Annotated in this window: 19 protein-coding genes; 2 read left to right on the top strand and 17 right to left on the bottom strand. The window is 43.1% G+C overall.

The genetic code is table 11. The features are described from left to right. Positions 1 to 30: 30 nt before the first annotated feature. From AKG37_RS16930 to AKG37_RS16920, 3 genes are read right to left on the bottom strand one after another with little or no spacing between them, the layout of a single operon-like run. Entirely contained in the window at positions 31 to 1,077 is a 1,047-nt protein-coding gene (locus AKG37_RS16930; protein WP_060699879.1) for a Gfo/Idh/MocA family protein, read from the bottom strand. Then, positions 1,074 to 1,940: an HAD-IIB family hydrolase gene (locus AKG37_RS16925; protein ID WP_060699878.1), complete on the bottom strand. Its 867-nt coding sequence runs from the start codon at positions 1,938 to 1,940 to the stop codon at positions 1,074 to 1,076. The genes AKG37_RS16930 and AKG37_RS16925 overlap by 4 nt, the downstream gene beginning before the upstream one ends. Beyond that, complete coding sequence (locus tag AKG37_RS16920; protein WP_060699877.1) at positions 1,915 to 3,240, bottom strand: DegT/DnrJ/EryC1/StrS family aminotransferase; 1,326 nt, start codon at positions 3,238 to 3,240, stop codon at positions 1,915 to 1,917. The genes AKG37_RS16925 and AKG37_RS16920 overlap by 26 nt, the downstream gene beginning before the upstream one ends. 109 nt (positions 3,241 to 3,349) lie before the next feature. On the opposite strand from AKG37_RS16920, the gene AKG37_RS16915 reads away from it, so the two are divergent. Beyond that, a complete protein-coding gene (locus AKG37_RS16915) occupies positions 3,350 to 4,339 on the top strand; it encodes a LacI family DNA-binding transcriptional regulator (protein WP_060699876.1) in 990 nt (329 codons plus the stop codon). Between the two features lie 50 nt (positions 4,340 to 4,389). Here the strand turns inward: AKG37_RS16915 and AKG37_RS16910 are convergent, their stop codons facing one another. From AKG37_RS16910 to AKG37_RS16900, 3 genes are all read right to left on the bottom strand, one after another. Beyond that, positions 4,390 to 6,012, bottom strand: a complete 1,623-nt coding sequence (locus AKG37_RS16910; RefSeq protein ID WP_060699875.1) for an L-lactate permease — start codon at positions 6,010 to 6,012, stop codon at positions 4,390 to 4,392. Between the two features lie 43 nt (positions 6,013 to 6,055). Then, positions 6,056 to 7,003 carry an L-lactate dehydrogenase gene (locus AKG37_RS16905; RefSeq protein ID WP_025092786.1) on the bottom strand — a complete coding sequence of 316 codons (948 nt, stop codon included), beginning with the start codon at positions 7,001 to 7,003 and terminating at the stop codon, positions 6,056 to 6,058. Between the two features lie 216 nt (positions 7,004 to 7,219). Continuing rightward, on the bottom strand, positions 7,220 to 8,650 hold the full coding sequence (locus tag AKG37_RS16900) for a YfcC family protein (protein WP_060699874.1): 1,431 nt from the start codon (positions 8,648 to 8,650) through the stop codon (positions 7,220 to 7,222). A 153-nt stretch (positions 8,651 to 8,803) separates the two neighbouring features. Here AKG37_RS16900 and AKG37_RS16895 point away from each other — a divergent pair, with 153 nt between their 5' ends. Beyond that, positions 8,804 to 9,931, top strand: a complete 1,128-nt coding sequence (locus tag AKG37_RS16895) for a M20 peptidase aminoacylase family protein (protein ID WP_060699873.1) — start codon at positions 8,804 to 8,806, stop codon at positions 9,929 to 9,931. Positions 9,932 to 9,978: 47 nt separating this feature from the next. On the opposite strand, the gene AKG37_RS16890 is transcribed toward AKG37_RS16895, so the two are convergent. The 11 genes from AKG37_RS16890 to AKG37_RS16840 form a co-directional block, all read right to left on the bottom strand. After that, complete coding sequence (locus AKG37_RS16890; RefSeq protein WP_060699872.1) at positions 9,979 to 10,701, bottom strand: SDR family NAD(P)-dependent oxidoreductase; 723 nt, start codon at positions 10,699 to 10,701, stop codon at positions 9,979 to 9,981. Positions 10,702 to 10,821: 120 nt separating this feature from the next. Further along, positions 10,822 to 11,646 carry an alpha/beta fold hydrolase gene (locus tag AKG37_RS16885; protein ID WP_060699871.1) on the bottom strand — a complete coding sequence of 275 codons (825 nt, stop codon included), beginning with the start codon at positions 11,644 to 11,646 and terminating at the stop codon, positions 10,822 to 10,824. 40 nt (positions 11,647 to 11,686) lie between these two features. Next, on the bottom strand, positions 11,687 to 12,568 hold the full coding sequence (locus AKG37_RS16880; RefSeq protein WP_048238162.1) for a glycine betaine ABC transporter substrate-binding protein: 882 nt from the start codon (positions 12,566 to 12,568) through the stop codon (positions 11,687 to 11,689). Further along, a complete protein-coding gene (gene opuAB, locus AKG37_RS16875) occupies positions 12,568 to 13,413 on the bottom strand; it encodes a glycine/proline betaine ABC transporter permease subunit OpuAB (RefSeq protein WP_060699927.1) in 846 nt (281 codons plus the stop codon). The genes AKG37_RS16880 and opuAB overlap by 1 nt, the downstream gene beginning before the upstream one ends. A gap of 10 nt (positions 13,414 to 13,423) precedes the next feature. Next, positions 13,424 to 14,692, bottom strand: a complete 1,269-nt coding sequence (gene opuAA / locus AKG37_RS16870) for a glycine/proline betaine ABC transporter ATP-binding protein OpuAA (protein WP_060699870.1) — start codon at positions 14,690 to 14,692, stop codon at positions 13,424 to 13,426. Between the two features lie 399 nt (positions 14,693 to 15,091). Next, positions 15,092 to 16,186 carry a toxic anion resistance protein gene (locus AKG37_RS16865; RefSeq protein WP_034283225.1) on the bottom strand — a complete coding sequence of 365 codons (1,095 nt, stop codon included), beginning with the start codon at positions 16,184 to 16,186 and terminating at the stop codon, positions 15,092 to 15,094. Positions 16,187 to 16,200: 14 nt separating this feature from the next. Then, positions 16,201 to 17,817 carry a YceG family protein gene (locus AKG37_RS16860; RefSeq protein ID WP_060699869.1) on the bottom strand — a complete coding sequence of 539 codons (1,617 nt, stop codon included), beginning with the start codon at positions 17,815 to 17,817 and terminating at the stop codon, positions 16,201 to 16,203. 70 nt (positions 17,818 to 17,887) lie between these two features. Next, positions 17,888 to 18,703, bottom strand: coding sequence for an HAD family hydrolase (locus AKG37_RS16855; RefSeq protein ID WP_060699868.1), 816 nt, complete (start codon positions 18,701 to 18,703; stop codon positions 17,888 to 17,890). Beyond that, on the bottom strand, positions 18,700 to 19,809 hold the full coding sequence (locus tag AKG37_RS16850; protein ID WP_060699867.1) for a cysteine protease StiP family protein: 1,110 nt from the start codon (positions 19,807 to 19,809) through the stop codon (positions 18,700 to 18,702). Before AKG37_RS16850 ends, AKG37_RS16855 begins: the two co-directional genes overlap by 4 nt. Further along, entirely contained in the window at positions 19,802 to 21,133 is a 1,332-nt protein-coding gene (locus AKG37_RS16845) for a phosphoribosyltransferase family protein (protein ID WP_060699866.1), read from the bottom strand. The genes AKG37_RS16850 and AKG37_RS16845 overlap by 8 nt, the downstream gene beginning before the upstream one ends. After that, positions 21,123 to 22,310 carry an HpcH/HpaI aldolase/citrate lyase family protein gene (locus AKG37_RS16840; RefSeq protein ID WP_060699865.1) on the bottom strand — a complete coding sequence of 396 codons (1,188 nt, stop codon included), beginning with the start codon at positions 22,308 to 22,310 and terminating at the stop codon, positions 21,123 to 21,125. The genes AKG37_RS16845 and AKG37_RS16840 overlap by 11 nt, the downstream gene beginning before the upstream one ends. Between the last annotated feature and the right edge of the window lie 81 nt (positions 22,311 to 22,391).

The following is a 22,391-nucleotide window of genomic DNA, read 5'->3' as shown; positions in this document are numbered from 1 at the left end:
CGGAGTCATCACATCCTCCGCTCCACCTCTTTAATATGCTCGGGCAGACAAGACTGCCTCTTCCCTCTCAAAGCATGTATTCAGCGCAGCCTGCGCGCGATACCCATCTTCAAAATCAGCGACCTTCATATGAGTTGGGTATGGATCTGTATTCACCCAATGCATCAGCTGATCACGAAATGTATCGGACCACCCATAAAATTCATTTGGCGGATCGGTCAGCAAGGTTTGCGGCATTTGGTGACGCTCCACACACAATCCATCACTAATCTCATATTCGTTTTTCATGTTCGTATGGTATTTGAATACCTTGTCATGACCAACGACTTCTACACTAAATCCGCATTCTTCAGGCTGCGTGCTTTTGGATGTCACCAAATGAAAGAATACTTGATTCTCCATCTGTCCGAAAATTTCAGTATGATCATCCACCTGAACCTTTTTCTCTTCTTTTTCCTTTACATGTGTCAGCATCTTGGTGTTAAGTGATTCTTTCTTCATTTCACTGCCAAATAAGTACCACAGCATATCGATTAAATGAATGCCAAGATCCCCTAGTGCACCGCTCGTACGCAGACTTTCGCCGCTGTCTCTCCATGAAAATGTCTTTCTTCTAAGGGCACTGTTCTTCTTAAAATGAGTTCTGACGGTTAATATGCGGCCTAATTCACCGTTAGCAATCAAGTTTTTCAAGATATTCACAAAGGATAAATAACGATAGTTGAAGCCCATACTGGCTTGAACCTGGAACTGTTTGGCTGTCTCCACCATTTCCTTCGCTTCCTTCAGCGACACAGCCATTGGTTTTTCACATAAAATCGGCTGCCCTGCTCTTAGCGACTGAAGGGCATGGTCCTTGTGACAAAAATTAGGGGAGGCAATGATCAACCCGTCAGATGCATCTGCTAGTGTTTCGATACTTGAATACACACGTCCGCCGTATTGTTTAATGAATCCCTGTGCGACTGACTCGTGCAAATCATAGACACCGGATAATTCTGCACCTTTGATCGTTGATAATGCTCTTGCATGTGCTTTTGCAATATTCCCTGCTCCAACAATTCCAATTTTCTTCATGAATGTGCCCCCTCATGTTTATAAATCACTGTTTTCAATGTTTCATAGATTCCTTTTGCATACCCATAATGACAAATTTGGTGATGGTGCCGCTTGGCTTCGGCAGTCGCATTTTGGACAAGGAAACCGTGCGTGACGGATTGAAGCATCCGCAAATCGTTCCCGCTATCACCAAAGGCAAAGCCCTGATCTTTCGATAGATCATATTGGTTCAGCATAAAGTGGACAATTTCATCCTTCCCTGTTCCGACTGGTAAAAAATCAACATCATAGCAATCCGCAGGATCCCCTGCAAGCGGGTTGCATTTGTTGATATTGACCGCCACCCCGCGTTCTTTGGCAAGTGTTTGAATAAATGATAGATGATGAAGATCTGTCCGCTCATCCTGCTCCTGATAATAGAAATTCTTCTTATACCCTGAGCTGCCCAGCTGCGTTTGAGGTCTAAGCGTAATCCCTTTTTCACGGACCGTTTCCAGGATGTCTTCAATTTTTTCATCTGAAAAACCCTGAGCATCGAGCCGCTTCATCCACTCCTCATCTGGCTGTCCAAAAAGAGCATCTGACGTATACACAATCTCTGTTCCTAAGTTGGACGCAATGAAATGCGGGAATTGATGAAAACCACCTTTCTCCATTTTGCTCGTGACGGAATCGAGACTGCTTCCCGTCACCCAGCCCAGCAAGAGCTGTCCTGCTTCGTTCCTTTCTGCTACAAAAGCTTCCAGCCGCTTAACATCCTCTCTCTGATCCTCTGTCATTTCATGAGAATAATAGGTTTCATCAAAATCACAGAAGACGATCCACTGCGGATTCTTCGGCTGATTCAGCAGTTTTTTATTGAACGGAAGACTTGATAACATGATGAACCCCCTCGATGACCTTCTCCTGATCTTGCAGCGGCATGCCTGGATAAAGCGGCAAGTGAAGCAATTGCTGCGCTGCTTTTTCCGTGTGTGGAAGTGTCGTTTGTTTATACTTTTGAGAAACAAGATTTGTTTGATGCTGATGCGAAAGTATCGGGTAATACACATCTGTCTCTATGCCCATTTCCAGTAATTTCGCTGCCAGCTCATCCCGGTCGCCCTTCAGCACTCTGATCGGAAATAGGTGCCATACATGATCATCCGTCAACTTCGGAAGCTTCATGTATCCTTCATCCTCAAGCGTTTGCAGCTGGTCAATGTAGCGCTTTGCTAAGTAAAAACGTTTAAAGTTTTGCAATCCTAAATACTTCATCCGTTCGAGTCCGATTGCCGCCTGTAAATTATCAATCTTGGAATTAAAGCCGTAGTCACTGCGTTTGACATTTTTCTTTCCTGGTTCAAAGCCGTGATAGCTGATCTCCATGCATTTTTCCGCCAGGGCTTCATCATTTGTGGCAATGGCTCCTGCCTTTCCGCAGACGCCAAGATTTTTATATGGATTAAAGCTGAGAACAAGTCCATCTCCGTAAGCGCCAAGACCGCTGCTGCCAATTGCCTGACAGCCATCTTCAATGATTTTCAATCCATGCTGTTTCGCAATCGCTGAAATGGCCTTCATATCTGCTTGCTTCCCGTATAAATGAACTGGAAGAATGCATACCGTTTGATCTGTGATATGCTTCTCTATTTCAGTAGGTGCGAGGCAGTAGGTTTCTGGGTCAATATCGGCATAAACTGGAACAGCCCCAATGGCAAGCACTGCATTTTCTGTTGCCGCAAAGCTGTTGGCAGGCAGAATAACCTCGTCTCCTGGGCGGACACCTGCTGATATGAGACTGATCATGAGGGCATCTGTTCCACTTGATGTCGCAATGACATATTTTTTCCCTAAGTACTCAGCAAGCGTCTTTTCAAACGCCGGAATATATGGCCCTGAAGTAAAACGGCCAGAGCTTAATACTTCCTTCAGCACCTGCATAATATCATCGATTTCATCCTCTGAAATCAGTTTATCAACTGGCAGGAACGGTATCTTTTTTTCCTTATTTTGTTTATAATGGAAGAGAATTTTTTCCAAACCTGCGCGCTCAATATCTTGCTCAAGGAACGTCACCAGTTTTTCATTTGCTAGATGTTCTTCAACTGAATCAGCCTTTACTTGAACACCTTGATTGATCATATCCAGCAAAGGGAGATAATCCTTGCTTTTACCTGATATCTTCGTCAATATTTGCATTCCATTCCCTCCAATTAATCAATTCCTTTTGTTAATATTTAACTTGTTTCACATTGTAAATGATGTTATCGATTTCAGAACAATAACTTTGTGTAAAGGATTTGTTAATATGTGTACAATTTATGAAATTGCAAAACGCTGCGGGGTTTCAACCACCACCGTTTCCAGAGTGCTAAACCATCACCCATATGTGTCAGAAGAAAAGCGGCAGCACATTTTACAGGTGATGAAAGAGATGGAATATACACCGAGTTCAGCGGCTCGCACCCTACGATCACATCGGACAAAAACCATTGCTGTGTCTGTTCCTGCAGTGGATCATCCTTTTTTTGCACAATTGATTAAAGGTATTTCAAAGGAAGCCCTGGATCAAGGATATAAAGCCATCGTGCTCCAGACGTTTTATCAGGAAGCAGTAGAGCTTGAAGGGCTTCAATTATTAAAAAGAAAAGAAGTAGATGGTGTCATATTGGGGGCATTAGAAAATCAGTGGGAAAAGATTGAGCCATTTTTAACAAACGGCCCCATTGTCATGGCGAATGAATATCATCAAACAGCAAACATCCCGATTATTGGATACGATGAACGGGAAGCGGCCTATAAAGCAGTCGACTACTTGATTCAGTCGGGGCGAACATCGATTGGATTTTGCTTTGATACTGAAAGCAGTGAAGCTCAAAAACAACGGAAACAAGGCTACCTTGATGCACTGTCTGCTCACGGCTTGCCGCTCTATGACGATTGGCTGTTCGGAGAGGCCTTTACCATTGAAGACGGCTTTCGTTTAATGGATATCATCCATCACATGAAGGATGCGCCAGATGCCATTTTCACCGGTAATGACCAAGTCGCAGCAGGGCTTATTAAACGGGCCATTTCATATGGCTATCAAATCCCTGAGGATCTAGCGGTCATCGGCTATGATAACCAAGACATTTGTGAAGTGACGGCTCCAACGATTACCACGATCGACATTCCCATCGTGGAGCTTGGCCAGCGGTCTGTACAGCAAATGATCGCGCTCTTACAAGATCAAAAACCACTACAGCGTGACCATATTCAGCTGCCCACCCGGCTCGTGACAAGAGAATCTACATAAACAAAAAAGACTGAGAGTGATCTCAGTCTTTTTTAACTCTATCTATGAACCTATATAAATTGAGCAAGAATGAATGTCCATATACACACAATACCGAGCAAGATGAAGCTGTACTTCACGGTCTTTTGGAAAAGCTCAGATTCTTTCCCTGTTTCCCCAACAGCTGCTGTAGCGATAGCAATTGATTGTGGAGAAATTAATTTCGCCATCACACCGCCGGTTGTATTTGCCCCAATTAACAAGCCTGCTTGTGAGCCGATTTGAGAAGCAGTGACGGCTTGAAGGTTACCGAATAAGGCATTGTTACTCACGACAGAGCCCGTAATAAACACGCCGATCCAGCCAAGTACTGGGCTGACAAGCGGGAACAAGTCGCCGGTTTTGGCAAGTGCTAGTCCAATAGCAGAACTTAGTCCAGCAAAGTTCGCCAGGTTGGCGAAGCCCATGACAAAACAAATGGTTAGAACAGGTATCCAAAGCTCTTTCACCGCTGCTTTTAAGCAGGCAGCACCCTCTGTTAATGTAATATGTCTGCTAAGAAGCCCTGTCAGCATGACCGCAATCAGAATGGCAGTACCCGTTGCACTAATCACATCAATTTTAAAGATCGCGTCAATGGGTGTTTCTGTTTGTGCAATTGGTGGTAATTTCACAATTTGCTGATGTAAAAATGGCATTTTCACTAAAATGGTCGTCCAGTTAAGCGGTCCTCCTACAGCAAACAATGCTTTAAATGCTGGCAGACTCCATACCGTAATCACAGCCGTTAAAATATAGAACGGAGACCATGCCTTCAGCACTTCAACGCCGGTATACGTTTGTTTCTTTTCAATAGCTGGCGCTCCTTCTTCACGATAAATGTGTTTCGGCTGCCATTTCCGAAGAAATAAAGCCAAAATTCCCATACTTGCTAAGGCAGAAATAATATTGGCAAGCTCAGGGCCCATTGTCACCATTGTGACAGCTTGCAAAATGGCATAGCTTCCACTCACAACAAGCAAGGCCGGCAGAGTTTCTTTGATCCCTTTGAATCCATCTACAATCAGAATGAGGAGAAACGGAATACAGAATGAAATAAACGGGATCGTATACACAAGGGTTTGAGATAACGCAAGCGGCGTCATATTGCCCATTTGCGCCCCTGTAATCACTGGGATGCCCACAGCACCAAATGCGCCAGACGCAGCATTGGCAATTAAGCAGAGCATCGCAGCTTTCAGAGGTTTAAACCCAAGCTCTGTTAAGAGAGCGGCACTAATCGCAATCGGTACACCAAACCCAGCGGCTCCCTCTAAAAATGCGTTAAAACTAAAACCAATTAATAAGAGCTGAAGACGTTGATCTTGAGAGATTCCTGCAATACTAGAACGAATGACATCGAACTTACCAGATTTCACTGCAATTTTATAGAGCCATACCGCCATGATGACGATATATCCAATTGGCCACAGTCCATTAGATATACCGAGCAGCACAGCAGATAATGCCTTTTCAACTGGCATATGAAAGAAGAAAACAGCTATTACAAAGCTGACAATTAAGGTAAAACAAGCGGCTAAAACACCTTTTAATTTAAATACAGTTAAGGCAAGTAGAAAAAACAAGATTGGAAGCATTGCCACCAATGCACTGACGAACTCAATACCAAACGGATCATATATTTGCTGCCACATAGGGATTCATCCTTTTCTGCTCAGATAGGTTGCTTTTTATTGATTAAAAATGAGGAGCCAAAATCTCTTTTAACACATTCACACTGTGTGCGAATTTTTCTTTCTCTGTGTCGTTTAGTGCAAGCTCCATCACTTCTGTTGCACCATTTCGATTCACAAGGGCAGGTACACCAATATAGACATCTTCTGCTCCGTACTCTCCATCTAAGTACGTGCTGACAGTCAAAATGCTGTTTTCATTGTGCAGGATGGCTCTTGTAATGCGGGCTAAACTCATCGCTACACCGTAGTAAGTTGCTCCTTTTTTCTCAATGATTTGATAAGCGGCATGACGGACATTTTCCATGATTTCATCTAGGTCTTCTTGTTTGTATTGATCATTTCTCTTCATTAACTCTGTAATCGGTACACTTCCAATATTCGCGTGACTCCAAACAGCAAGCTCTGTATCCCCATGCTCTCCAATAATGTACGCATGCACGTTATGTGCTGCTGCTTCAAAATACTCACTCAGCATGTATCTAAATCTTGCTGTATCAAGTGTTGTACCACTGCCAATCACTCGTTCTTTTGGAAGTCCACTGAATTTCCAAGTCGCATATGTCAAAATATCAACTGGGTTTGTGGCAACTAAGAAAATGCCATCAAATCCACTTTTCATCACGTTTTCTACAATGCCTTTAAATATATTTAAATTTTTCTCAACAAGGTCAAGTCTTGTTTCACCTGGCTTTTGGTTTGCACCAGCACAGATACAGACGATATCTGCATCCTTACAATCCTCATAATCTCCATACCATGTATTCACAGGATGCGGGGCAAATGCTTTTCCGTGGTTTAAATCCATCACGTCACCCATTGCTTTGTCTTGATTCAAATCGATGACGACCAATTCATCTGTGATTGCTTGATTTATTAATGTAAAGGCATAACTACTGCCGACGAAACCTGCTCCAATAAGTGCTACTTTGTTGACTTTTTCGTTTGTCATTTATCTCATCCTCCTGAGTAAAACTAGGTTGGTTTTTGTTTGTGAAGTATTTCACATACATATTGTGCAATACTTCACAAACTTTTGCAAGGGGGTTGCTCAAAAAAAATATGTAGCCAATTTGTGAACAGACTTATTGTGCTTCTAAGTGCTGACTCCATACATATTTCCACAAGAAAAAAGCTGCCAAACGCTCTTCGGCAGCTTCATACATCTTTAATAAGGTCCCCAGTTGATCATGACCCCGATACAGATAAACACAAGACCGATGACAAACCAAATGAGCGCAAGCGGCACCATAAATCGCAGCCACTTCACATAAGGAATACCACTTGCAGCAAGCACTGCCATCAGCACACCCGAAGTCGGATTGATGCAGTTGACTACACCTTCGCCCAGCATCACCGCTTCTACAGCTACCTGTCTCGTAATACCCATTAAATCAGCCAGCGGTGCAAGAATTGGAATAAAGACAACGGCTTCTCCTGATCCAGATGAAATCAAAAAGTGAAGAAGCGCACTCGCTATATACATCCCGATCGCACCAGCAATTGGACTAAACCCTGTCAGCATACTCGCCAAGCCGTTGACCACTGTATCAAGGAGCTTGCCGTTTTCTAAAATGACCGAAATGCAGCGTGCCATCCCAACAATGAGTGCGCCGTATACAAGACTTTGACAGCCGACAATAAACGTTTTCGCAATGTCATTGGCAGCTAATCCGCCGAGCAGTCCAGCAGCAATGGCCATAAAAATGAACACACCCGCCATTTCCTTATCGGTCCAGCCAAGCTGAAGTGCGCCATATAAGAAGCCTCCAAGTGACAATCCGCACACCGCTAAAATCAGTTTATGTCTGCCGGTAAATGCGGGCTTGTCCACAGATTCTGCATCGGCTCCGCCAAGCCCCTTAGCAGGAAACCATTGATCGCCAAGAATGCTTCCCTTTTCTTTATTCTTCAGACGTCTTGTATATAAATAGATGTACACGATACTAGAAATAAGAAAACAAAGATAAATGATGACACGTAGGCCAATGCCAGAAAAAATCGGCAGCTCTGCTATCGTTTGTGATAAACCTAATGGAGATGGAGATAAAATCGTTGCGTTAAACCCAGCATAACAGCCGATGTAAATAACCGCCGCTCCTGCCACAGCATCCCATTTCAAGGATCGCGCCACAATGATGCCGATTGGAATAAACCCAATGACAGAGTTCACGACAATTCCGGTCGTTCCAAGCACTGAAAATAATCCCCCAACAATACAAATAAACAATAATTGCTTCGTTTGAAACCGGCTGATGACATGATGAATCATCCCGTTAATGGCACCTGTCTTCTCCAAAATAGCAATGGTTCCGCCAGTAAATAGAATAAGAAATATAATAGAAGCAGACCCCACCATTCCTTCTTGAATGGCTGTAAAAAAGCCAACCGCACTCACTGGTGATTGATCAATGCGGTGATAACTGCCAGGAACAGCTGTTGTGATCTCGCCTGATGTTTTTCGGTCAAACTCACCCGCTGGTACAAAGTACGTTGCAATCGTACAAATAAGTGCAATGATAAATAAAAGAACATACGCATCCGGCATTTGAAGTTTTCGTTTTTGTTTCTCTGGTGCTGATACTGTCGCTGTTTTCATGTGTCAAAACCCCTTTGTCCCGATCGGAATTTCACTTAATTTTCTGAATAATCAAATGATGTGTTATATTATAAACACTGTTGATATTTAAGATCAATATTATTTCACTAAAATAAGATTATGGCAGATTATCTGCCAGCAAGGAGGCTTCTCATGACAACTTTGACAAACGAAATGAAACAAACTGTGACAGACATCTTTGAACACCTGCACGCCCACCCAGAAATCAGCTGGGAAGAAACAAAAACGACGGCTTATATTGAAGATATATTGAAAAAATTGGGCTGCAGCACTCGAACATTTGACGACTGTACAGGAGTGATCGGTGAAATTGGAGAAGGCGCACCAGTGGTCGCTGTGAGAGCCGATATTGATGCACTTTGGCAAGAAGTAGATGGTGAATTTCAAGCCAATCATTCATGCGGTCACGATGCGCACATGACAATGGCTCTCGGCACCTTCATGGCATTAAAGGAAAAAGAACGCCCGAACGGTACGATTCGATTCATTTTTCAGCCAGCTGAAGAAAGAGGCGGCGGTGCGCTTAAAATGATTGAAAAAGGTGTACTGGCAGATGTTGATTACTTATATGGCGTACATGTACGTCCAATTCAAGAAACATTAAACGGACGCTGTGCTCCTGCGATTTTGCACGGATCAAGTAATCATTACGTTGGCACAATTATTGGAGAGGAAGCGCACGGAGCACGCCCGCACCTTGGGGTCAACGTAATAGAAGTAGCTTCAACCCTCGTGCAGAGACTCGCTCATATCCATGTCGATCCAAGAGTTGCGCATTCTGTGAAAATGACCAATCTACATGCTGGCGGGGGCAGCTCAAACATCATTCCGGGCAAAGCGTCTTTTACATTAGATGTCCGGGCGCAAACAAACGAAGTGATGGATGAATTAGAAAAAGAAATTGAAAGAGCCGTTCATTCTGTAGCAGATGCCTTTGGCGCTTCCATTACACTTTCAACAGATCATCGCCTGCCTGCCGCAACTTTAAATGAAGAAGCCGTTCAGATCATGTCTTCTGCGATTGAACAGGTTTTAGGCAAAGAGCAGCTTGACCCTCCGATCGTCACGACAGGCGGAGAGGACTTTCATTTTTATGCAGCGAAGGTTCCGCATATTAAATCCACCATGCTAGGTTTAGGCTGTGATTTAAAGCCAGGTCTTCATCATCCGCATATGACCTTCGACCGCTCTTCCATCTTTACCGGCATTGAGATCCTAACTGAGGCTGTTTATCAAACCCTTCAGCAGCATTCATCGTAAATTGAAAAAGCCACCCGCCTTTATTCAAGCGGGTGGTCTGTTTGATGTTACGCATTCAAATCTGTTATGGCTGGAACGTTGATTTCTTTCACGCAAGAGACCCTCGATAAATGAATGACACATCTCGCAAGCTCCACAATATCCTGTACAGGAATTCTCGTTTCATCATATAGCGTGATGGCTTTTTCAGCTCCCTCTTCATATGGGACCTCCGCCGCCAGTTCTCCTGGATTGATACAGGTGACAGATATTTTATCTTTTCTCACATGCTCTCTCAACGCATTCACAATTCCGCGCAGACCAAATTTAGATGCCACAAAGGATACCTGCGGCAAGTTTGTATGATCGAGTCCTGCTGTTGATCCAATCACAATGATTTTTCCATTCTCCGATTTCCTTACATGCGGAAGCAGTGCCTGGATGTACGTAATGGTTGAGGTGATGTTCACATTGATTAAATGTGCAATATCCTCTGGCTGATCGTGATCAAAAGAATAGTCGTCTTCAAAGCCTCGTTTTTCCCATAAACCGACGTTATAAATGAGTACATCAATTGTCTTATTCTCCAATGCTTCAAGCATATAGGGGATATGGGATTGGCTTGATAAATCGATTTTCAGCCAAATTCTATGTACGCCATCATCTATGTTCAAACTGCTTGGTTCGCTTCGAGACACAATCCATACTGTATCACCACTTGAAGGAAGCCCCTTCACAAAAGCATCTCCTAAGCCTTGACTTGCACCGAATATGATATAGTTTTTACTCATAGCTCCTCCTTCTATGACTGACAAGCTTTCAGTCAGACAAGCTCATCTGTAAGCGTTTTATACCTATATCATACAAGTTCTAAGAGACAGCCGCCCCTTTTATGCCTGTATTCGGCACGGTCACCTGATTTCCTTTAATTCCACTGGTAGTGCACGTGCCTCTATAAAGCTTTTGATCATTTCTGTGAAAAGTTCTTTCTTTTCAAAAGTAAATGTATGTCCAATATTAGGCACAGTGAATCCAACTGCTTGTGGATGTGCATCCGTGATTTTTTTCGCTGACCGCTGCATGATGCCTTTTTCTTTTTCTCCCACTGTGACAAGAATGCGTGCCTTTGCTTGCCCAAACGTGTCTGGGAGCTTGTAATGGAGGTTTTCTTGAAACATCGTAAGAAGGATATTCTTTTGCAGATGTTTCGATTCAGCCGCATAATGGTGCAGGACATGGCGTGGAAGCTCCATCTTTTCGGCTTGGAGCTGGATAAACCAATCTTTCTTTAATAACGGATATGTCAGTGGTAAGAGGGGTCGTACCATAAAATAGAGCCAAGGCAACGGCAGTACAAGGGCGCTATTGATGATGGCTATATCTATAATGTCCGGTTCTCTAGATAACACATCAACGGCAATCTGCGCACCTAAAGAAAATCCAATGAGTATCACTTTACGATCATGCGCCTGTTCCTTGATCCATGAGATGATTTCTCTGGCGCATTCACTCATTGAAAATGACTTTTCCTTTGATCTTGTTCCATGACCAATAAGATCAGGGGCAAAGCAATCATATGTGTTCTTAAAAATTTCCACCTGCTCCTGCCACATCCAGCTGCTTACTCCTCCGCCATGCAGGAAAATCATGATTGGCTTATCCATCGTCGACAACTTGTCCACCATCCTTATATATAAGAAAAAAGCAGCCGCTTTTTGAGCAGACTGCTTTTTCAATATGCTCCCTTCTATTATAAGGGAACGATCATCATATTGGCTATTTTTTCAAATCCTCGATAGAGTTTACGTTCTTCATATATTTCGGAACAACTAGACCCATTCGAAGACCTTTCATACTTGTACCAAGGTCATCATATTTCCCTTTAAACTTCGCTGCATACGTTTTATGCGTATTTGGGAGCCAAGCAGATAATGATGCATCCGCACTTCCGGTTGCAATTGCTGTCCACATTGGACCTGCTTCCACCTGAGTCAAAGTGACTTTAAACCCGAGTTCACGCAATACCTCTGCTGCGACATTGGTACTTGCAATCTCGCTATCCCATGCAACGTAGGCAAGATTGACTTTGTCTCCATTCGACTTTTTCACGCCTTTTGTCCATTTCGCTACTTGGTCTTTATGTTTTTTCACATATTTGATGGCAGCATCCTTTGGTTTAACACCATCTTGGATATCAATCATGACCTCGCCCATGTCATCTTGAGACCATTTAAACTGACTAAGCATTTTCGCTGCTTCCGGCTGATCCTTTGCAAATCCTTTACGTGAAATCGTATGAATTTCTTCTGCTTCACCGTAAGATTTTTTTGGATCATCTAAATATTTCAAATCATAGCGGGAAAACATCCAGTGTGGATTCCAACCAGTGATGATGATTGGCTTTTTACGGTCGTAAGATTTTTTGAGCGTTGCAGTCATGGCTGCACTTGATGCAGACACAACCGTCCAGTCCTCTAAACCGTAATCCTTTTTCGCTTGATCTGTCAGTGCCATAATCCCTGAACCCGGATCAATTCCGATAATGGTTTTATTCACCTGCTGGGCTGCACTCGCATTTGAATCTGTCTGCGCGCCGCAAGCGGCTAGTAAAAAGACAAGCAGGGCGGTCATCCCAATGTAGAGAGACTTTTTCCACATTAAGCATTCCCCCTGGTTTTTTTCGTTTTAATGTTTTGTGTAATACGGTCAAGTGTAATTGCCACAATAACAATGGCAATACCTGCTTCAAAACCAATTCCTGTTTTCAGCTGCGTTACCGCACTGTATACTTCCGAACCAAGTCCTGGTGCACCTACCATCGCCGCAATAACGACCATTGATAGAGCAAGCATGATACTTTGGTTAATACCAGCTAGGATGGTTTTTGTTGCAAGTGGAAGCTGAACTTTGAATAAACGCTGGAATGTCGTTGAACCAAATGCTTCAGTTGCTTCAATTAAATCAGCTGGAACTTGTTTAATCCCTAGAATGGTCATACGAATCGTTGGCGGCATGGAGAAAATGACCGATGCCACAACCCCAGGAACAACTCCAATGTTAAAGAAGAAGATCGCTGGTAATAGATAAACGAATGCAGGCATTGTCTGCATTAAATCTAAAATTGGTGTCACAATTTTACGCACAGTTTCCTTCTGTGATGCCCAAATACCGATCGGAACCCCGATCACAATGGAAATAACCACAGCAGTCAGAACAAGCGCAAGAGTTTGAAGCATTGGATGCCAGTAGCCTAAATAGTCAATCAGTAAGAATCCAATAAGTGTGAAAAGAGCAACTCCTCTTGTACTGATCCACCAAGCAATGCCGGCAAAGATAAGGGTTAAAATAATGGATGGAACCACGCCAAGTGCTGCCACAATCCCATTTACTGTGCCTGCTAAGCCATTTGTGATGCCATCAAAGAAACCACCAAACGCTAATGTTAACCAGTCAACAAAATGATCGATATAATCCGCGAACGGAATTCTAGGTAAATCACTCATACTAAACATTTTATTCTACCTCCTGTGCAGAAGGCTCTTGTGTTTTAATTTCCTCAAGCTTGTTAGAAGACATGTTGATATACTCATCATTACCTGATAACGCACCAATTAATGCACCTCTGACCACAATACCCTTCATTCTGTTTTTCTCATCAACAACCGCAATTGGAATGTTTGCTGCATCAGACACCGCATCAAAGATTTCTGTCAAATACGTAGATTCCAATACAGTCGTGAATTCTTTATCGAGAACAGTTTCAAGCGACGCTCCCGTTTCTGCTGCTTTTTTCGCTGCTTGAGCAGAAATAACACCTAATAAATGCTTTTTCTTATCTACTGCATAGATAGACGAAATCCCAAGGTTTTTCATAAGCGTAAGCGCAACACGTGCTCCTTTGTCGATCTGAACTGTTTCTGCACGTTTCATAATATGACCAGCGGTTAATACTTTAGAAAGGTCAACATCTTCAACGAAACGTTCAACATATTCATTCGATGGATTCATTAGAATTTCTTCTGGTGTTCCAATTTGAACGATATTTCCGTCCTTCATGAGCACAATGCGGTCACCAATACGAAGCGCCTCATCTAGATCATGGGTAATGAAAATGATCGTTTTTCCTACAGATGTATGAAGCTCAAGCAATTCATCTTGCATATCCTTACGAATTAATGGATCGAGCGCGCTGAATGCTTCATCCATTAATAAAATGTCAGGGTCATTTGCTAACGCACGTGCCAAGCCAACACGCTGCTGCATCCCACCACTTAATTGATTTGGGTATTGCTCTTCAAAGCCTTCAAGTCCAACAAGCTTTAAAGATTCAAGCGCTTTTGATCTGCGCTCTTCTTTATCTACACCTTGCAATTCAAGACCGTACTCTGTGTTCTCAAGAATTGTACGGTGCGGGAACAATGCGAAGTTTTGGAAGACCATGCTGATCTTTTTCCGTCTCACTTCACGCAATTGATCCTTTGACATATTTGTTATCATATCCCCATCAATATATATTTCACCGGAGGTTGGTTCGATTAACCTATTTAGCATCCGCACAAGTGTGGATTTTCCGCTCCCTGATAGCCCCATGATGACAAATATCTCGCCGTCATATACATCAAAATTCGCTCGATTGACACCAACTGTTGCGCCGGTCTCTTTTAGGATCTCTCTTTTTGTTTTCCCGTTTTCAAGCATTTGAGATGCTTTTTTAGCATTTTTACCGAAAATTTTAGATACATTATTTATCTTGATTTTGATATTTCTCTCTTCAGAATTCATATTTTCCCTCCAAATTAGCATCTTAATAACCGTAACATAAGCGTTATGATGCGAACAATCTTTAGAATTCGCTTATTTCCCCACAATATGTATGAATTCCATATAGAGGTCTGGTCATTAGAGTTTATACGCCGTATTACTCGTAAATCCTATAGAATGCTTCATAAACTACATATTTTACGGGGTATTTCCTCTCACCAGACAATATTTTACTGCAAATTCCTAATTGTGCTAAAAAATAAGTCGAATCCTCGTCATAGCGGATTTCTTGAATCATGGGTGAACCATTCCCCTGAACTGGATTTACCCGAAAATGGTCACATAAAAACCTTTTTTCTCAAATTTTAATGAAATTCATAAAAAACTGCCTGCAACTTTAGTTACAGACAGCTTGTTTTTTTAGGACTCTAAAGCAGCCCGCTTAATATTATCTTGAAGCTCTAGCATACGTTTTGTTCCATCTTCGCGTAATCGCTTGTTTTCTTCTTCAATCTGTTTCGTCTCTTTCATCCCTTGTACAATCGTATTAAAGGAAGATTCGATCGTTTCAATGTCGATGCTTGGACGGCCAGATAACTTAGCAATCTCCACACTTTGACTTGAAATGTTTTCAGCATTTCGTTTCAACATTTCATTTGTTCTTCTATCCAGCTCACTCATGGAGTCAGCCACAAGCTTTTGTCTCTTCGCTGTAACAGCTTGAATGATTCCATTTTTGAAAATTGGAATGGTGATAATAAAGGCAGAGTTGATCTTACCAATTAATTTCGTATTACCACGCTGCAGCAAACGGATTTGCGGTGCTGTTTGAAGCGCCACCATTCGTGCCATATCAAGGTCATATACACGCTCTTCAAGCGCTTGAATGCCATTACGAAGCGTATCGAGCTCCATTTGCGCCAGCTGGTTTCCACTAGCCGCTTTTTCTTCATATGAAGGGACCAACTGTTTTAATTCTTCGATTTTCATTTGACCGGCTACGACATACTTTTCAAGCTCCATATAGTATTGAATGTTATGCTCGTACATTTCTTCAAGCGTCACAGTCGATTTCGTCATTTCGTCTTTATATTTACTGATTTCCACATTGATTTTTTCAATTTCTGCACCGAGTGTTTGATATTTACTGAAAATCTTTTCAATCATGCTGCCGCCGCGCTTAAAGATTTTTGACAGCAAACCACCCTTCGGTTCGTCAAAATCATTTTTATCAAAGCGATCCATAATCTTCCCAAGCTGCGTCAGCATCGTTCCTGAGTCAGTGACGCTTGTTGAACGCATCATCGAAAGAATACGATCAGAGAACTTAGAGATTTCAACAGCCGGCTGTTTTCCGTATTCAAGCAGCTCCAGCTGATTTTTCGCATCGATCTGTCTCGCAATATTTTGCACTTCTGGTTCATTTCGAAGCTGAACGCGAATATCGTCTGCCTTCTCAATGGTGATTTCCTCTTTATCAATTGAAATGATGTCATTTCCGTTTGTATTTGTCATAAGCTTTGATCTCCTTATCGATTTTTAATGGATTGAAATAACTTTCTGACGATGGACGGCTCTTTAAACTCCTGGTTCATGACCATCTCATCAAGCCAATGGGTATCAAATAATTGGTCATCGATATAACGCTCGATACACTGATAGCCCGCCGGATGATATACGAAGAGATCCACACCCATTTCATTTAGGAAAATCAGGGCGGCCGCATCAGAACGAGTCAGCTCCCCGTTATATTCCGTATGGTATAAAATCACTTTCGGCACGGTTTGTGCATAATCAAAGGTTTGAATCAATTCAATGAGATCCTGGCTCAAATGCAGAACCTGCTTGAATAAATAAATGCGGACATCTAATTCGGTCTCGTTGCCTTCTTTTAATAGCTTTGGATGCTGGCAGATTCGAGAGATCGCCTCTGCTATCGCACGCTGCGCTCCCTCATATAGATGAGAAAACTGCCACACATTGCTTTTCATTAATAATTCAGGGTCAATTTCTCCACGAGAAGAAAGTGCATGCTGATAATGAAATTGATAATTCGAAGTCACTTCTTTCGTAAAAGGAAAATGGCGAATGGTCTTCGTCTCTTTCCCCTCCATTAACGTGTGGATACGATCCCAGTATTCACGCTTGTCTCTTGTGACCCCCATCATTTTCGCAAAAAGATTCGGAATCTGTATCGTGTCCCGGTCTGCTTTGAAATTTGGGCGGATAAAGGATCGTTCCTTTGCAATTAAAAACAGCTCATCATACGTTGTCTTCAGCGTAATGGAATGAGGAGTATGATCTCTGAATTGCCACGGCTTATACAGCATTGAATCTTCCGTGTGAAGCACCTCTTCAAGCTCTCTTGTCGAGCGGTACGCCACCGTTGATTTCCTCTCTGGCTTTTCAGTAGGGAACGGCTCAAGTTTTGAATTTCCCGGGTACTGATCAATAAAAGTCAGCTTTTCTTCTGGATCCAATTCGCGGAACGCATCCTGGCCTTCTGGATGAAATAGCACAACATCACAGCCAATCAGCATGACGTAGTAAAGAAAATAAAGCTGACTTTTATTCGCCTCTCCATACCAAATGACAGCCGGCATTTTTTCTTCTATCTGGACTTCCTTCAGCCATGGACCTAGATGATTATTTGAAAACTTCACGACATCCAGCAGAACCCTGCGGAAATCAGGATGCTGAAATCCCCCCTCATGCAGCTGCTTGAAATGCTCAAACACCTTGATCAATGAAAGGCGGATATGACGGTTCATCACAGGGTTTGGATGGCGGACAATCAGCTGTTCGCCATCTAAAAAAGCCACAAAGCGATTCACGGACAAGCCCTTTTCTTCTTGGTTAATCAAATGAATGCGCTGCAACGCTTGAAAATGCTCCGGCTCAATATGACGATTGAGCGTTTCACTTAAAATATGCACGCCTTCTGTTTCATATAATTCATGTAAATAAATAAAATAATCGGTTGCATCATGCGGAGTTCCAAGGACCCGGGCGGCGAGACGCGGCAAGGACAACGTATGCTCATCCTTTACATAGCCGTCTCTTTCAGGGAGCGGCTTGTTCAGCACGTTTTTCCAGGCTTCCTGCTCCGCCCGTGTATGGGTGACATTGATTTCTTTATAACTCACGCCGCTCCTTCCTTTCTCCTATATTTTCTCGAAAGCTACTACTATCATATCATTCAGTCTTCTACTTCTGCTATCGAATCGAAGGCTTTTTTGCGTTAGTCATTGCCTTGATGACACATGCGGTCATTTCGTCTGCTGCTGCCATGCCAGATGCTGCTGTCGGCTCAAGTGATGGGTCAAAGTCGAGCACTTCTCCATGCCTTGGAGCAAAGCCGATGTCTGCCTGACGAATGAGCCCTGCATCTAACAGTGAATCGCCTGCACCATACACGTATTTAAGCTGCAGCCGTTCCTTTAGAAAAGCAACAGCATCCCACTTATTGAGCGGCTGTGGAATAAAATAAAGCTTTCGTCCCTGAAGAGAAACCTGCCAGCCTCTTTCCTCGCCCCACAGCTTCAATTCAGCAAGCGGAATGTGAGATAGATACTCCTCTTTCATAATCAAATAAAGAAATCTTCCCTCTGCTGTCCGGGTACGCTTCACCCATGCTGCAACTGGAAGCTCGGAGATAGCCCTTAGCATCTCTCTCACAGGCATACATTCTCTAAGTCTCTCATCAACAATCGCCTGCCAATCCTCAAGCGGCTTGCCGTGATGAAGGATACAGCCCCCATTTGTTGTGACAGCATACTCCGGTTTGAGCGCTTGTTGAAAGAAAGTGATTCGTTCATACTGTGCGGTCGTTCTGGTTGTCACTGGAATAAACCAGCCTAATTGATGAATCGTCTGCAAGGATTTTTTCGTTTCAACAGACATATAGGAAAGCGGCCGTTCGTCCAGCACTTCAACTAAATCATACTCTCCTTCATACGCATACTGCTCAAGCACTCGATGTGAGTAAATCAGAGTCCGGTCTAAATCACTGGCAAATGCGCATGTCTTCATGACGTTTGCTCCAGCGGGCGAATGAGGCCGCAGCATGTGTAGGACATATTGGCATATTCAATGACCGGAACACCTCTGTCCTCTGCCAAAAGCAAAATATGCTTCAGCTTCTCCTGAGATCCAGGCTGAATGAGAATTTTCCAAGGGATTCTTCTCAGCAGTACCCGGGTTGTCTCACCAACACCCGGCTTAATCAAATGGGTATTTTCAATTTGAAATTCCTGACCGATCGCTTCAATGGACGCCATTCCCCGCCAATCTGCCGGCGTCCCCTGTGTGATGATGGTTTCTGCTTTCTCTTGTACATTTGGCTTAAGGCGAGAAAAGGCTTCTTCAATCGTATCCACATACAAATTGGACACATCCTCATCAAGCAATTCTTCGTAATACTTGGCCCCATGGAAATCATCGGCATTGATCCAGCGGTTGTTTAGTACCGTACGACTGACAAGTCCAGATACCGTCGAATTCAAGCAGGCACTTGGAATGAGAAAATCCTCTCTCGTTCCATATACATGTGTACAATAGCCAGGGTCAGCCAGTACAGCCAGCTCACTCGAAAGACGCACGCCATATTTTTTTTCAAAATCAATCACAGCTTTTTCGAGCTCTTTCGAAATCGCACCTTTTCCAGTCCATCCATCAATAAAGACAATCTCAAAGCCCGGATGTTCTTTCAGCATATAATGCAGTGCATTCTCGTCTATTCCGCGGTCGCGAATAATAGAGATGCTGTAATGAGGCAGATCAAGACCATACGTCTTTCGAATATATCGTTTGATGAGTACGCCAATTGGTGTTCCCGCACGAGCCAAGCTGCAAAGCACGGTTTGGAAGCCTCGCTTTTTCACAATCTGTTCTGCTACAACAGCTACTGCTTCTGCTACCTTTTCCTTACTTTCTTCAAAAGATTGATAGAATAAAGTCATATAAGATGCCGTTGGTTTATATTCGATAGGCAGCATTTCTGAATAATGCGCACCACTCTGAATTGAACGCTCCCGCTCCTCTGTACTTTTCTCCATCTCAATAGATGATAAATCTTTGAGTAAGAAGGTTACATCCTGCTCTGGATAGCTCCCCATTTTTGTATACACATTAGCCATTCACCTTCACCTCGTCTGATAAAGTCACAATATGCACATGCTTCACATGCCGATCGGCAAATAAATGAATAAGCGGAAGTAAAGACTTCTGAGAGACCTTTTTCTCAAAAAAGAGAAATACATCATCATATTCACCTTTTGATATGTTGTACACGTAGTGCTGAATTCGGGCATCCTCTGGATTCCTAAAAGTAAACCCATTTTGGACAGCATATCCAGCCTTTTCAACTGGATGAATTGGGCTTCTCGTCGTTGAATGAAAGAGAACGCCTTCTCCCATATGTGCAGCTAGTCTCATCGGCACATACATCAGCTCACCTGTTCCTAAACAGAGTGTCTGTTTTCCTTTGCGTTCCTGCCTTAGCTTCCGTCCAGCCTCAGCAGCTGCTTGGTTGATCGCTTCCGTATCTGCTGCGTTTAACCCAAAACGCCCGGTTTCCTGTGTATACGGCGAATGACCAGCTGAATTTTCTGCATGAGAAAGTGAATATGGCATTTGCTTAAAGAAAGATTGAAGGGAATGAAAGGAGAGACTTGGTTGATTCTCTTGCTCCGCAATCTCATATGAATATGTTGGTTCATCCAGCGTTTTACCCCGAAAGACCATCTGCCCTTTTAATAAAGACAGTGAAGTGATATGAATACCAAGCTCCTTTTCAAGCTGACACATAGCTTCCTCGTGCTCCTCTGTCCGCCAGTCCAAAATGGAAAGAATGGTATAAGAATGCCGCGGGTACTTTGCATGAAGGTCACGAATGATATTGATATTTGTACGGCCTGTCGTAACTTCATCATCTACTAACACGATGGGGCGGTCTGTGCGAAGTAATGCTTCGTCTGCATAACAAAGCTGATCCGTTGCATGCGAATGTTCTTCTTCAAATACCAATGATGGGTCAATATCCAGCAGCTGTTCCCGTGTTGTATGAATGTAAGATGCACCTTCTATCACATCATACACACCATGACCAAGGGCTGTAGCCGTTTCTGCAAAGCCGATGACGACAGGCGCTTTGCCAGCTGAAAGTTTCTCTTTCTTGAGCGTTTCATAGGCTTTTGTTAACACCGCATGATCATCCGTCTTGAGTGCCTCTACGATCAGGTTTTGGTGCGCGGCCGCCTTGCCCGTTTGCTCTTTGGCATACGCCATAGCTAGAAGACCAGAGACAAGGAGAGGCTTGACTGGATGAACGGGAATGTGTTTTCCAAGCACTTTACTAACGAATAAAAAGGCTCTTTTTTTGTTCACCCTTGCCGCCATTTCAAAAAGATGCTCTTTTTCCAGCTGGAGCGCACCTTCTTTGAGGTCAAGCTCAACCTCCATATGTTCCAAGATGTTCAGTGTATGCCGCTTCTGATTCTGTGAGTATGTCGATATAGCTTCTATTTTCATGAAACACCCCGTAAATGTCTGACTTAATTAAAATGTGCTCTGCCCATCTGTAATGAGGCTTCGTTTCATTCATTTTATTAGAGAAGGCACTCTTCATCACGCCAACTGTGCCGTCTGCATGTTCTAAAATACTCAATGCATCCATGTACTCTTCCTTTGTCACAACGTACATGCTTTGAACTGGCTTGAGATGTGTTGGATGAATCACTGTCTTTCCGTGTATGCCGTTGGCTACATCGAGCCTTGTCTCCTTGAGCAATCCTTGTACGTCGTCTAATTCAGATATGGACAGCTCGCTACCCTTAGAGAGCGCACGGATAAATGGTTTTTGTTCCTTTCGTGCAGGCCCAAAATGTTCCCATACTGCACCTGATACAACAAAGGAACGGCCAAAATAATTAATAATATCTGTGATTAAGTCAGCAATTAATCTGATTTCATAAATGGTGGTGTCGCGGTCACGACGAATGCCATATAAGCCGCAAAGATCCGTTGCCCCAATACGAATATTCAAAATATATTCTTCAGCATTTAGCATGATCTGCTTTAACTCGGACAACACCGTATATCTTGTTTCTTTTTCTAACAAATCGGGTGTTTCCAAAATAGGCATCCCGTAAAGCCTTGTCTTCGTTTGTGCTGACGCCTGTTTCAAGCTGTCCAAATAATCTTTTGCATTATGAACAGAACACTTCGGAAATACAAAACCCGTCAGCAAATGAAGCGATGAACCAAGCAAATCTGTCATTTTGAGCACCTGCTTCGGCGAACGAACCCGAATAAATAAAAGGGGTAATTGTTCAGCCCTTTCAGGCGTATTTGTTAATTTCTCCGTGAGCTTGGACAATTGTGCCACTAGATTCTGTTCAGCCTTGTCCACTTCTTGATCACCGATGGCATCCTCTAAACAAAATACAACAGAGCAAAGCGCTTCATATTTCTGCGACAGCAGCATATCTGCTATATCCTGTCTTGTCGCAGGCATATACAAAGTAGCACCTAATGCATGCGCAAGTACATGCCTTGGCGTCACCAAATGCATCGCCCCCGGCCGCTTAAAAAAAATATCGTGCTGCCTCGCCTCTGATAAAAACTGAAAATACCGCATGCTGTGCCACCTCCTGTTGTTTAGAGAAAATCTCACAAATGACTTGATGATTCAAAAAAGGATGGAGCCGCTAATCAACTC

The organism is Bacillus australimaris (assembly GCF_001307105.1).
Taxonomy (GTDB): Bacteria; Bacillota; Bacilli; order Bacillales; family Bacillaceae; genus Bacillus; species Bacillus australimaris.
The sequence above is the reverse complement of the archived record's forward strand: the minus strand, read 5'-3'. Positions and strand labels throughout refer to the sequence as shown.

Bases quoted from the DNA above. Each gene is read 5' to 3' on its own strand.
- AKG37_RS16930 (WP_060699879.1), bottom strand. From the start codon at position 1,077: ATGAAGAAAATTGGAATTGTTGGAGCAGGGAATATTGCAAAAGCACAT.
- AKG37_RS16925 (WP_060699878.1), bottom strand. From the start codon at position 1,940: ATGTTATCAAGTCTTCCGTTCAATAAAAAACTGCTGAATCAGCCGAAG.
- AKG37_RS16920 (WP_060699877.1), bottom strand. From the start codon at position 3,240: ATGCAAATATTGACGAAGATATCAGGTAAAAGCAAGGATTATCTCCCT.
- AKG37_RS16915 (WP_060699876.1), top strand. From the start codon at position 3,350: ATGTGTACAATTTATGAAATTGCAAAACGCTGCGGGGTTTCAACCACC.
- AKG37_RS16910 (WP_060699875.1), bottom strand. From the start codon at position 6,012: ATGTGGCAGCAAATATATGATCCGTTTGGTATTGAGTTCGTCAGTGCA.
- AKG37_RS16905 (WP_025092786.1), bottom strand. From the start codon at position 7,003: ATGACAAACGAAAAAGTCAACAAAGTAGCACTTATTGGAGCAGGTTTC.
- AKG37_RS16900 (WP_060699874.1), bottom strand. From the start codon at position 8,650: ATGAAAACAGCGACAGTATCAGCACCAGAGAAACAAAAACGAAAACTT.
- AKG37_RS16895 (WP_060699873.1), top strand. From the start codon at position 8,804: ATGACAACTTTGACAAACGAAATGAAACAAACTGTGACAGACATCTTT.
- AKG37_RS16890 (WP_060699872.1), bottom strand. From the start codon at position 10,701: ATGAGTAAAAACTATATCATATTCGGTGCAAGTCAAGGCTTAGGAGAT.
- AKG37_RS16880 (WP_048238162.1), bottom strand. From the start codon at position 12,568: ATGTGGAAAAAGTCTCTCTACATTGGGATGACCGCCCTGCTTGTCTTT.
- opuAB (WP_060699927.1), bottom strand. From the start codon at position 13,413: ATGAGTGATTTACCTAGAATTCCGTTCGCGGATTATATCGATCATTTT.
- opuAA (WP_060699870.1), bottom strand. From the start codon at position 14,692: ATGAATTCTGAAGAGAGAAATATCAAAATCAAGATAAATAATGTATCT.
- AKG37_RS16865 (WP_034283225.1), bottom strand. From the start codon at position 16,186: ATGACAAATACAAACGGAAATGACATCATTTCAATTGATAAAGAGGAA.
- AKG37_RS16855 (WP_060699868.1), bottom strand. From the start codon at position 18,703: ATGAAGACATGCGCATTTGCCAGTGATTTAGACCGGACTCTGATTTAC.
- AKG37_RS16850 (WP_060699867.1), bottom strand. From the start codon at position 19,809: ATGGCTAATGTGTATACAAAAATGGGGAGCTATCCAGAGCAGGATGTA.
- AKG37_RS16845 (WP_060699866.1), bottom strand. From the start codon at position 21,133: ATGGAGGTTGAGCTTGACCTCAAAGAAGGTGCGCTCCAGCTGGAAAAA.
- AKG37_RS16840 (WP_060699865.1), bottom strand. From the start codon at position 22,310: ATGCGGTATTTTCAGTTTTTATCAGAGGCGAGGCAGCACGATATTTTT.